Annotated in this window: 11 protein-coding genes; all 11 read left to right on the top strand. The window is 62.1% G+C overall.

Annotation, left to right across the window (positions count from 1 at the left end; genetic code table 11):
• Window positions 1–261: 261 nt before the first annotated feature.
• A complete protein-coding gene (locus FFS60_RS25045; RefSeq protein WP_137823498.1) occupies window positions 262–1,338 on the top strand; it encodes an amidohydrolase family protein in 1,077 nt (358 codons plus the stop codon).
• Entirely contained in the window at window positions 1,338–2,192 is an 855-nt protein-coding gene (locus FFS60_RS25040; protein WP_137823497.1) for a fumarylacetoacetate hydrolase family protein, read from the top strand. The genes FFS60_RS25045 and FFS60_RS25040 overlap by 1 nt, the downstream gene beginning before the upstream one ends.
• Before the next feature lie 14 nt (window positions 2,193–2,206).
• Complete coding sequence (locus tag FFS60_RS25035; RefSeq protein ID WP_137823496.1) at window positions 2,207–3,112, top strand: 3-hydroxyacyl-CoA dehydrogenase; 906 nt, start codon at window positions 2,207–2,209, stop codon at window positions 3,110–3,112.
• A complete protein-coding gene (locus tag FFS60_RS25030; protein WP_137823495.1) occupies window positions 3,109–4,284 on the top strand; it encodes a thiolase family protein in 1,176 nt (391 codons plus the stop codon). Before FFS60_RS25035 ends, FFS60_RS25030 begins: the two co-directional genes overlap by 4 nt.
• A 2-nt stretch (window positions 4,285–4,286) precedes the next feature.
• The gene (locus tag FFS60_RS25025) at window positions 4,287–4,790 is read left to right on the top strand and encodes a carboxymuconolactone decarboxylase family protein (protein WP_171016573.1); all 504 of its coding nucleotides are present in this window, start codon (window positions 4,287–4,289) and stop codon (window positions 4,788–4,790) included.
• Window positions 4,791–4,952: 162 nt separating this feature from the next.
• Entirely contained in the window at window positions 4,953–6,227 is a 1,275-nt protein-coding gene (locus FFS60_RS25020) for a cytochrome P450 (protein ID WP_137823494.1), read from the top strand.
• A gap of 193 nt (window positions 6,228–6,420) precedes the next feature.
• The gene (locus tag FFS60_RS25015; protein WP_137823493.1) at window positions 6,421–7,728 is read left to right on the top strand and encodes an amidohydrolase family protein; all 1,308 of its coding nucleotides are present in this window, start codon (window positions 6,421–6,423) and stop codon (window positions 7,726–7,728) included.
• 80 nt (window positions 7,729–7,808) lie between these two features.
• Window positions 7,809–8,957 carry an acyl-CoA dehydrogenase family protein gene (locus tag FFS60_RS25010; RefSeq protein WP_137823492.1) on the top strand — a complete coding sequence of 383 codons (1,149 nt, stop codon included), beginning with the start codon at window positions 7,809–7,811 and terminating at the stop codon, window positions 8,955–8,957.
• A 2-nt stretch (window positions 8,958–8,959) separates the two neighbouring features.
• Window positions 8,960–10,030 (top strand): acyl-CoA dehydrogenase family protein, encoded by a 1,071-nt coding sequence (locus FFS60_RS25005; protein WP_137823491.1) that lies wholly within the window; start codon window positions 8,960–8,962, stop codon window positions 10,028–10,030.
• A complete protein-coding gene (locus FFS60_RS25000) occupies window positions 10,027–10,827 on the top strand; it encodes a crotonase/enoyl-CoA hydratase family protein (protein WP_137823490.1) in 801 nt (266 codons plus the stop codon). The genes FFS60_RS25005 and FFS60_RS25000 overlap by 4 nt, the downstream gene beginning before the upstream one ends.
• A gap of 27 nt (window positions 10,828–10,854) precedes the next feature.
• Window positions 10,855–11,979, top strand: a complete 1,125-nt coding sequence (locus FFS60_RS24995) for an acyl-CoA dehydrogenase family protein (protein ID WP_137823489.1) — start codon at window positions 10,855–10,857, stop codon at window positions 11,977–11,979.
• The last annotated feature ends 46 nt before the right edge of the window (window positions 11,980–12,025 follow it).

The following is a 12,025-nucleotide window of genomic DNA, read 5'->3' as shown; positions in this document are numbered from 1 at the left end:
CTCTCTCTTCGCCTGAATTCCTGTCCGGCTGGTTGCCTCGTCGGGGTCCTTGCACGTCTGCAGCGAGGCTCTGGCACCGACCTCTTCGCCTAAATCAAAAAATAATATGAACAGTTTTTTGATTTATGATCATTTTAAACTTATTCTCTGCCTTGAAAGCAGGCCGATGTGCACTTCAGTCGTGTATGTCCGGCTAGACGGCCGCGCTGCGAGCGCCACGTTACACAACCACAAAAAATGTCACCTTAGAGGTATCGGACTATGCTTATCGATCTTCACGCTCATGCGCCTCATCCCGACTACTACGACCAGCACCCCTATTGGGGGCCTGCTTTCGAGTCTCAGCCCGATGGCGATATCAAGCTGCGTGTGGGCGATTGGATCCTGACCCTGGGGGCACCGGAGCGTAAAAAGGCGCTGCGCGAGGCGCATGTCCGCGGCGAAACACTGAATGTTGCGGAGTACATGGCCAAGTGGCGCGACCCGAACCACCGCCTAGCCGCAATGGACGCGGCCGGCCAGACCGCCCAAGTTCTATCGGTGCCGAGCCATTGCTACATGTACTGGGCCGAGGCCGAGTTCGCGGTGCCTTTCGCCCGCAAGGTCAACGACGTGCTGGCCGGCTACTGCTCGGCCGCGCCCAATCGCCTGATGTTCTGGGCCCATGCGCCGTTGAACGTACCGCATGAGGCGGCCAAGGAAATCCGCCGCGCCTGTACCGAGCTGGGTGCCAAGGGGCTGGTGGCCGGCGGCTCCAACTTCGGTGGTATGGAATTCGATTCGCCTGAGCTGTATCCGGTCTGGGAGGCGTTGTGCGATCTCGATCTGCCGATCTTCGTGCATGGCTACAACCAGTCCGTGACCTGGGGCAGCCGAGCCAACACCGACCGTTTCGAAACCACTGCCATCGTCGGAATGAACTATGACGAAACCAAGTGCCTCTGGTACCTGATCAATGGTGGCGTGCTGGATCGCTTCCCGAACCTGAAGGTCTACATCACCCACGGTGGAGGCTTCGCTCCCTACCAGTTGGGGCGTCTGGCGCAGACCAATCCGAATCTCGACGTCTATCACAACAAGAAGCCCTTCCTGGACTATCTGTCCAACTTCTACTTCGACGTGGAGCTGCATGAGGTGCCCATGCGCCAGGCCCTGGTCGACATCATTGGTGCAGACCGGATTCTCTACGGTTCCAATTTCGGTGGCAGCGATGCCGTGCGCCATGACCTGACCGAAGGGCTGCGCCTGTCGGACGAGGATCTGCAGAAGATTCGTTGGAAGAATGCCTGCGAATTGCTGCATATCGATCCGGCAAAATTGGGCAAGGTAGGCGTCTGATGAAACTGGCGCGTTGTTCCTATTTTGAGACCGGCCCTTTCTGGGCTGTGGTCGATCCTGAACGGGACGAAGTACACGCCATCACCGGCGAGTTTTCCTCTTGGGCACCCGCTGTGGCTAAAGGGGCTGGAATTAGTGCGCTGCGTCTGTCCGGGTCGGCACTGCCGTTATCCAAGGTGCGCTTGTTGCCGCCGATCGAGCCGGTGAACCGGGTAGTGGTGGCGGGGGCCAACTACGCCAAGCACCTGGCCGAGGACTTCGGTCTTTCCAGCCCGACCCAGCCGGTAGCCTTCCTGAAGGCCTACGGTGCTCTGATCGGCGCCCATGATGCGATTCGCTATCCCCCTTTGACTGAGGAGCTCGATCATGAGGTCGAGCTGGTGGCGGTGATCGGCAGTGCTGACATCGACCTGACGGACCCCTTGGCCTGCGTGCTGGGCTACACGGTCGGTAACGATGTCAGCGCGCGCGACCTGCAGCGTAGTGGGCCGGCCGGTATTGGCATGGACCTGTTTGCAGCCAAGAGTCAGGACCGCACCACCGGCCTGGGGCCCTGGATCGTCACCAAGGACGAGTTCCCAGCCGGCTCACCCGAGCTGCGCCTGATCCTCAAGGTGAATGGCGAGATCCGCCAGGATGGCTCGACCGCCGAAATGACCTGGGATGTCGGCCAGTTGATCTATTTCGTCCAGCAACGCTCCAGCTTTGCCTGTGGCGACGTGCTGTTCACCGGTTCGCCGGCCGGCGTCGGAATGGGTACGGGATTGTTCCTCAATCCGGGAGATGTGGTCGAGGCGACCATCGAAGGCATAGGCACATTGCGCAACGTGGTGAGCGAGAAATCCCGCGTCTAAATCGAGAGCGAAACATGACCATTGATAAAAAAGAAAAAGTCGTTGTGGTAGGTGCCGGCCTAATGGGAACTGGCATTGCGCATGGATTCTCCAGTTCCGGTTATCCCACCGTGCTGGTGGACACCAATCTGGAGTCGCTGGCCCGTGCCAGGGACAATATCGGCAAGATCCTTAGTGACGGTGTGGCTCTCGGCAAGGTTTCCGCCGAATCGGCGCAGACGTCCCTGGCACGCCTGGCCACCAGTGGTGACCTGAGCGAGGCGGCACTGGGCGCGGACTTTCTGGTGGAAACGGTCTCTGAGAAGCTGGAGGTGAAGAAGGCGGTGGTAGCCCAGGCCGAGCCACTGCTGGCGCCCGGTGCGATCATCGCTACCAATACCTCGGCGTTAAGCGTGACCGAGATAGCCGCGTCGCTGGCGGCTCCCGAGCAAGTCATTGGCATGCATTTCTTCAATCCAGTGCACAAGATGAAACTGGTGGAGCTGGTGCGTGGCCTGGCGACCAGCGATGAGGTCCTGGTGCGCACGCGCGCTCTGTGCGACGCAATGGGCAAGACTTCGATCGTGGTCAACGAATCCCCGGGTCTGACTACCAGCCGCATGTCCGCGCTGCTCGGCAACGAGGCCATGTACATGCTGCAAGAGGGCACGGCCAGTGCCGAGGACATCGACACCGCCCTGCGCCTGGGTTTCAACCACCCCATGGGTCCCCTGGAACTGGGTGACCTGACCGGATGGGATACCCGGTTGTCGGTGCTGCGTTACCTGCACCAGACCCTGGGCGAGAAGTTCCGTCCATGCCCGCTGATCATCAAGATGGTTGCCGCTGGCCGCCTGGGGCGCAAGACCGGACATGGCGTCTATCGCTATGAAGAAGGTAAGCGGGTGCCGGGCTCTGGGCTTAAGGCGAGTGCGCTATGAAAGACATCGTGATCGTTGATGCGGTGCGTACGCCGATCAGCCGCTTCCGTGGCAGCTTGGCCGGTGTGCGTGCCGACCATCTGGGTGCGCTGGTGATCGGCAAGTTGCTGGAGCGCGTCGATCTGTCGCCCGTGCAAGTCGATGACGTGATCTTCGGCTGTGTCACCCAGATCGGCGAGCAGTCGGCCAACATCGCCCGCACCGCACTGCTCAGCGCCGGCTGGCCGGTGACCATTCCCGGCCTGACCATCGACCGCAAATGTGGCTCTGGCGAGGTGGCAGTGCATCTTGCCGCCGGCGCCATCGCCACCGGCTCCGCCGACATCGTGGTCGCCGGCGGGGCGGAGAGCATGAGCCGAGTGCCCATGGGTAGCAACCGTGAGATCCATGGCGACGCCTTCGGCTGGATGGTGGCTGAGCGCTACGAGCTGACCAGCCAGGGCGAGGCCGCCGAACGCATAGCCGACAAGTGGTCGCTCAGTCGTGATGAGCTGGATGACTATGCCTTCGCCAGTCACAGCCGTGCGGCGGCCGCGGCGGATGCCGGGCGTTTCGCTAACGAGATCGTCGAGGTGCCGGTCGAAGCTCTGCGCGAGCACAGCCTGAGCGAACCCGCAGCGCCGTTGCGTGCCGATGAGACCATTCGCCGCGACACCTCGCGGGAGAGACTGTCGACCCTGAAAACCAGTTTCCGCCCGGAGGGTGGGCGCATCACTGCCGGAAACTCCTCGCAGATTTCCGACGGCGCGGCGGCGTTGCTGCTGATGTCGACGGAAACGGCGCAACGTCTGGGGCTCAGGCCTCGTGCACGGATTCGCGCCTTTACCACCGTGGGCGCCGACCCTACGCTGATGCTCACCGGACCGATCGCCGCCACCTATAAGGTGCTGGAGAAGGCCGGCTTGCGCATCGACGACATCGACCTGTTCGAAGTCAACGAGGCCTTCGCCTCGGTGCCGCTGGCCTGGATGCGCGAAACCGGTGTGTCGCACGAGCGGCTCAACGTCAATGGCGGTGCCATCGCCCTAGGCCATCCGCTCGGTGCCAGTGGTGCGCGGCTGATGACCACGCTGCTCAACGAGCTGGAGCGGCGTGGCGCTCGCTATGGCTTGCAAGCAATCTGTTGCGCCGGCGGCATGGGCACCGCGACCGTCATCGAGCGCCTCGATTGAGCATGCCGCGGATTCCCATGGTACCGCTGGACGAGATGCCGGCCGCACTGCGTGATGCCATCGCCCTGGGGCGGGCAAGCCGCATGCTCAGCTCCAGCAGGCCGGTCCAGGTCTGGGCACACCGCCCGGCCCTGGCGCAGGCCTGGCTGGAGTTGATGAGCGGCTTCTACCGGGACAGCCTGCTGGACGAGCGGCTGCGCGAACTGCTGCGACTGAAGATCGCCAGCATCACCACCTGCCAGGCCTGCCAGCTGGCGCGCAAATCCGACGCGGTCAGCTCAGAGGACATCGCCTGCCTGGCGACGGACAGTGAGCGCTTCACGCCCGCCGAGCGGGCGGCCCTACGTTTTGCCGAACTGTTCGCCGGCGACTACATGGCCATCGACGATGGGCACTATGCGCGGATGGAGGAGTTCTTCAGCTCGGCGCAGGTGACTGAGATCAACATGTTCTGCGCCCTGATGCTGGCTGGTGGCCGTATGGCTTATGTCCAGCAGGCCTATTGACCTAGTTGCTTGTCGCCACTTGGTCTCGTGGGGTTTCTTGAATTGTTAGTCATAATGTAAAAAAGCGTTCAATTGTAGGCGGTGAATGCCTAAGATGCCGGGTAAGGCACGGCCCCGTTAGGCTATGCATTCCGACAGTGCACAATAAGAAAGGAGATGTCCATGTCCGCCCCGTCCCAAAGCAATCTGGAGCAGGTCTTCGCCAATGTCGCGAGCAATTACCGTGGCGCCGACATCGATCTGCACGCGGTGTATCGCGAAATGCGGGAGAAAACCCCCGTTCTCCCGGAGAACTTCATGGCGCGCCTGGGCGTACCGTCGATTGCTGGGCTAGATCCTGACCGCCCCGCTTTCACCCTGTTCAAGTACGACGACGTAATGGCTGTGATGCGTGATGCGACCAACTTCACCAGCGGTTTCATCGCCGAGGGGCTCGGTTCGTTCTTCGATGGCCTGATCCTCACGGCGATGGACGGTGAGGCGCACAAGAACATCCGCAGCCTACTGCAGCCGGTGTTCATGCCTGAGACGGTCAATCGCTGGAAGGAAACCAAGATAGACCGGGTCATCCGCGAGGAGTACCTGAAGCCCATGGTGGCCAGCAAGGGTGCGGACATCATGGAGTTCGCCTTGTACTTCCCCATCCGCGTCATCTACTCGCTGATCGGCTTCCCCGAGGACCGCCCCGAGGAAATCGAACAGTACGCCGCCTGGGCCCTGGCAATTCTGGCCGGCCCGCAGGTCGACCCCGAGAAAGCCGCGGCCGCGCGCGGTGCGGCTATGGAGGCCGCGCAAGCACTCTACGACGTGGTCAAGGTGGTGGTGGCGCAGCGCCGCTCCCAGGGCGCCACAGGCGATGACCTGATCAGTCGGCTGATTCGCGCCGAGTACGAAGGCCGTTCGCTGGACGATCACGAGATCACCACCTTCGTCCGCTCGCTGCTGCCCGCGGCTAGCGAAACGACCACGCGTACATTCGGCACGCTGATGACATTGCTACTGGAGAGGCCGGAGCTGCTGGCGCGCATTCGCGAGGATCGCAGCCTGGTAGCCAAGGCGATCGATGAAGCTGTGCGCTACGAGCCGGTGGCCACCTTCAAGGTGCGCCAGGCGGCCAAGGACGTGGAGATCCGTGGTGTGGCTATTCCCCAGGGAGCCATGGTCTCGTGCATCGTCACCTCGGCCAACCGTGACGAGGACGCGTTCGAGAATGCCGATACGTTCAACATCGATCGCCGCGCCAAACCTTCATTCGGCTTCGGATTCGGCCCGCATATGTGCATCGGCCAGTTCGTCGCCAAGACGGAAATCAATTGTGCGCTCAACGCCATCCTTGACCTGATGCCGAACATCCGTCTCGATCCGGACAAGCCGGCTCCGGAGATCGTCGGGGCGCAGTTGCGCGGCCCTCATCACGTGCATGTGATTTGGGACTGAGTGGTATTGCTGGGTGGGGTAGGGGCAGCAGTACCTGCCCCGCTCGTGCGGTGCTTTCTCGGGGGAGCGAGGGCGAAAGACTGCGGGAACGTTGATTAGTTGAACATAATTAAAAAAAGTGTTTAGTTTTTTTCTGGCGTGCACTATGATCAAAGGCACTTCAAGAACCCATTAAGCGAAGGGGAAAACAACAATGAAGGTTGAAGATCTGATTCTCGTCAGCGTCGATGATCACGCCATCGAGCCGCCAAATGCCTTTGCTCGCCACATGCCTGCCCGCTTCAAGGGACGCGAGCCCCATGTCGTCAAGCGCGGAGAGCGTGACGTGTGGGTTTTCGAAGAGCAGGCGACCGGCTACATGGGCCTCAACTCGGTGGTCGGCCGGCCCAAAGAGGAGTACGGCATGGAGCCGTTGGGCTACGAGCAGATGCGTCGTGGCACCTGGAACATCAGCGACCGTGTCGACGACATGAACGCCAACGGCGTGCTCGGCTCGCTGTGCTTTCCGACTTTCCCCGGTTTTGCCGGCCAGCGCTTCCAGGTGCATGCCGACCGTGAGGTTTCCCTGGCGGCGATCCAGGCTTACAACGACTGGCACCTGCACGACTGGTGCAATGCCGCGCCGGGTCGTTTCATCCCTCTGATGCTGGTGCCCTGGTGGGACATGCAGGCCGCCGCCGCCGAAGTCGAGCGTCTCGCCAAGCAGGGCGTGCATGCCGTGTCGCTGTCCGATAACCCAGCGATGCATGGCTTTCCGTCGATTCACAGCGACTACTGGGATCCGCTGTGGAAGGCCTGTTCCGACAATAACGTGGTGATCTGCTGCCACATCGGTACTGGGGTCAAGGCCAACCACGCCTCCGACCTGTCGCCGATCGACGCCTGGATCACCTCCATGCCGATCTCCATCGCTAACTCGGCAGCCGACTGGATCTGGGCACCGATGTGGAAGAAGTTCCCCAACCTGCGCATGGCCCTATCCGAGGGTAGCATCGGCTGGATTCCCTACCTGCTGGAGCGTGCCGACTTCACCCATCGCCACCACAACGCCTGGACCAACTCGAACTTCGGCGGCAAGCTGCCCAGCGACATCTTCCGCAAGCACTTCATCACCTGCTTCATCGAAGACAACTTCGGTCTGCAGAACCTGAGGTTCATGAACGAAGACATGGTCACCTGGGAAAGTGACTACCCGCACTCTGATTGCACCTGGCCGCACTCGCCGGAAAGCGCTTGGGTCGGTCTGCAGCACCTGCCCAAGGAAACTATCGACAAGGTCACCCACCTAAATGCCATGCGCGAGTTCTCCTACGATCCGTTCGCCATCCTCGGCCGGGAGAACTGCACCGTCGGCGCCCTGCGCGCCCAAGCCGCCCATGTGAAGACCGAGCCGGCTCTCGGCCTTGGTGGCGCCGACCATGGGCGTGATGACGGCAAGCCGGTCACCTCCGGCGACATCAATGCGATGTTCGCCAAGGCGGATGCCGGCACCGCTCTCTGAGGGGGTCCTGACGTCCTCTCTGCCGCCACGGCGGAAGAGGGCGTACAGGTTCGATTGCCTGCCAGTTTTCGAGAGTACGCATGTCTATTGCTCAATTTACCTACAGCAGGATTCCTCCCGCGGCGGAGTCGCTTCGCTGCGAAGTACGGGAGTTCCTCAAGGACAATCTCGCCGAGTACCCTGCGACCTCCAGGGCGCAGTCCTGGATGGGCTTCGATGCGGACTTCAGTCGCAAGCTCGGTAATCGCGGCTGGGTCGGCATGGCATTGCCGAAGCAGTATGGTGGCAGCGAAGCGGGGCCCTTCTCGCGTTATGTTGTCATTGAGGAACTGCTGGCTGCGGGGGCGCCGGTGTCGGCGCACTGGATTGCCGATCGGCAGAGTGGGCCACTGATCAACCGCTTCGGCAGTGAATCGCAGAAAGACCGCTACCTGCCGTCCATCTGCCGTGGCGAAAGCTACTTCTGCATCGGCATGAGCGAGCCGAACTCCGGTTCCGACTTGGCCTCGATCAAGACATCGGCCCAGCGCAACGAGGCCGGCTGGCTACTCAATGGACAGAAAGTCTGGACCACCAACGCCCAGCACTCGCAATTCATGATCGCCCTGGTGCGTACCGGCGAGAAGCAGGCGGCACGCCATGAAGGGATGTCACAGTTCATCGTCGACCTCAGCCTACCGGGGATCATCATCCGCCCGATCCGTGACCTGGCCGGCGGCGAGCATTTCAACGAGGTGTTCTTCGACAACGTCCAGCTGTCCGCCGATGCGCTGATTGGGGCTGAGGGTAAGGGCTGGGAGCAGGTGACCGCCGAATTGGCTTTCGAGCGCAGCGGTCCAGAGCGTTTCCTGAGCTGCATGGCGTTGCTGAAAACACTTGTCGACGCCCTGGGTAGTACCCCCGACGCTCTTCAACGCCGCGAAATCGGCCGCCTCACGGCGAAGCTGGTGACCCTGCGCAACATGTCGCTGGCGGTCACCGCGCAATTGGCCGCCGGCGAGCACCCTACTTGGGCCGCTTCCTGCGTCAAGGACTTGGGCAATCTGTTCGAGCAGGAGATTCCCGAGGTCGCTCAATTGCTGGTCGAGGCCGAGCCGCGCCTGAGTGGCGGCAGCGAGTATGCCTGGGTCCTGGCCTATCTGATGCAGATGGCGCCGTCCTTCTCACTGCGCGGAGGCACCCGCGAAATCCTGCGCGGCATCATCGCGCGCGGCCTGGGGTTGCGATAATCATGCGAGAACTATTCGAATCGACCATCGAGCGTCTGCTCGGCGATCTGGCCACGCCGGAATACGTGCTCGGCTGCGAAGACGGTGTATGGGCCGCCAAACTGTGGACCGCCGTGGAGGAGTCCGGGTTTACCATGGCCGGCGTACCGGAGGTCCTGGGGGGCGCCGAGGCTGGTTGGGCCGAACTCTATGGGCTGGTCCGCGCCGTCGGACGGTTTGCCGCGCCTATCCCTTTGGGCGAGGCGATGGTGGCCAATTGGCTGCTCGGTCAGGCTGGACTCGAAGGTCAGAGCGGCGCCCTAAGCTTTGCCGCCGATGCTCAGCTTAGCCTGTGTGATGGCAAGGTGAATGGCGCCGTGCATGACGTGCCCTGGGGACGGCACGCCGAAGCCGTGGTGGCCATTGCCGATGACGCCGGCACGCCCTGCGTGGTCCTGCTTGCACGCGCTGAGGCGGCCGAGCAGAGCGAGGGCCTGAACGTGGCTGGCGAGCCGCGCGACGGCCTGCGCTTCAGTTCGGCCCCGGTGCTCGCCAGCGCGCCTTTGCCGCCAGGTGTCCCGGCTGACGTCCTGCTGCTGGGTGGTGCGTTGCTGCGTTCCGCGCAGATCGCCGGCGCCTCGCAGGCGCTGCTGGAGATGACTTCCACATACGCCGGCGAGCGCTCTCAGTTTGGTCGCCCGATCGGCGCTTTTCAGGCCATCCAGCAGCAGCTTGCGGTGTTTGCCGAGCAGGCGGCCGCTGCCAGCATCGCTGCGGAAGCGGCTTTCGTCGAGTCGGATACAGCGTTGGCCGCTCTCACGATCGCCGTCGCCAAGGTCAGCACCGCCGAGGCGGCCAGTAGCGCTGCCGGCATCGCCCATTCGGTCCACGGCGCCATAGGCTTCACCCAGGAATACTCGCTGCACCTGCTGTCGCGGCGTCTGTGGGCCTGGCGCAGCGAGTTTGGCTCGACCAGCCTGTGGAGCCAACGCATCGGCCAACTGGTCTGCGCCGGTGGTGGCGATGGCTACTGGCCGTTGCTCACAGAGCATGCGAAACAATCTCTACCAGAACTCGAGGGGCCTACGCCATGAATCCATTTCTGCAGATTGAGCGGGATGGCGGCATCGTCACTGTGCGCATGAATCATCCGGAAACCCGTAATGCGCTGACCTCACCGGAGCAGATCCAGGAGTTCGTCGACCTTTGCGCTGAACTGCGCAGGGACCGATCGGCACGGGTCGTGGTGCTGACCGGCAACGGCAGCGCCTTCTGCGCCGGTGGCAACGTCAAGGACATGCGTAGCCGCGAGGGTATCTTCGCCGGCTCCCCCTATGAGCTGCGTAATACCTACCGTGACGGCATCCAGCGGATCCCGCTGGCGTTGTACGAGCTGGACATCCCGGTGATCGCCGCGGTCAATGGTCCGGCGATTGGCGCCGGCCTAGACCTGGCCTGCATGTGCGACATCCGCCTGGCTTCCAGTTCGGCGCTGTTCGCCGAAAGCTTCGTGCGCCTGGGCATAGTTCCCGGCGATGGTGGCGCTTGGCTGCTGCCGCGCATCATTGGCATCCCCAAGGCCAGCCTGATGGCTTTTACCGGAGACACCATCAACGCCGCCAAGGCGCTGGAGTGGGGGCTGGTGGAGCAGGTTTGCACCCATGAAACCCTGCAGGCCGAGGCGTACTCCCTGGCGCAGCGTATCGCCAGCAACCCGGGCCATGCCCTGCGCCTGTGCAAACGCCTGCTGCGTGAAGGTCAGCACATGCGCCTCGATTCTCTGCTGGAACTGTCCGCTGCATACCAGTCCCTTGCCCATCACACGGAAGACCATCAGGAAGCGGTCGCCGCCTTCATGGACAAGCGCAAGCCGGACTATCTGGATCGTTGAGACACCGACTGAATTGGAGTGACTGCAATGCGTAGCGTTTTCCGTGAAGACCACAATATGTTCCGCGAGATGGCGCGACGTTTTGTCGACCGTGAGGTCGTGCCCCACCTGCATGAATGGGAAAAGAACGGCATCGTGCCCAAGGACGTCTGGCTGAAGGCCGGTGAGCTCGGCCTGCTGTGCTCTACAGTGCCGGAGGAATATGGTGGCTCCGGCGGCGATTTCGGCCACTCCGCGGTAATGATCGAGGAACTGGCGCGTGCCAATGCCACCGCCGTGGGTTTCACCACCCACTCGGAGATCGTCGCTCCCTACATAGTCGCCTATGGCTCCGAGGAGCAGAAGCAGAAGTGGCTGCCGCGCATGGTCAGCGGCGAGCTGATCGGCGTGATAGCCATGAGCGAGCCAGGCATCGGCAGCGACCTGCGCTCGATGCGCACCTTGGCGCGCCGCGATGGCGATGATTACATCGTTTCCGGCCAGAAGACCTTCATCACCAATGGCGGTAATGCCGGGTTGATGGTCACTGCCACCAAGCTCAATCCGGCGGCCAAAGAGCTGACGCTGATTTGTATCGAAGAGGAGCGAAAGGGTTTCTCCAAGGGGCGTCTTCTGGAGAAGATCGGTCTCAAGGGGCAGGACACCGCTGAGCTGTTCTTCGACGAGGTGCGCGTTCCGGCCAGCAACCGTCTGGGCGATGAGGGACAGGGCTTTAAATACCTGACTCACCAGTTGGCCTGGGAGCGCCTGATCATTGCCATCCGTGCGGCGCAGTCGATTCATACCCTGCTCGAGGAAACCATTGAGTACACCCGCGAACGCAAGGTGTTCGGCAAGCCGGTGTTGGACTTCCAGAACACCCGCTTCAAGCTGGCAGAGGCCAAGGCGCAAGCAACCATGCTGCGGGTGTTCGTCGACGATTGCCTGGCCAAGGTGATGCGCGGCGAACTGCCGGCGGATGTCGCCGCCATGGCGAAGCTGCTCGGGTCGGAGATGCAGGGCAGGTTACTCGACGAGTTCCTCCAGTTGCACGGCGGCTACGGCTTCATGAGCGAGTACAAGATCAGTCGGGCTTGGGTCGATGCTCGTGTCGCACGAATCTATGGCGGTACGTCCGAGATCATGAAAGAAATAATTGGCCGTAACCTTTGAGCGCGCAGGCTCCCATTGTCGAAGAACCGCAGTTGAAGAGTGGGGA

Source organism: Pseudomonas sp. D(2018), from assembly GCF_005502555.1.
Taxonomy (GTDB): domain Bacteria; phylum Pseudomonadota; class Gammaproteobacteria; order Pseudomonadales; family Pseudomonadaceae; genus Metapseudomonas; species Metapseudomonas resinovorans.
The sequence above is the reverse complement of the archived record's forward strand: the minus strand, read 5'-3'. Positions and strand labels throughout refer to the sequence as shown.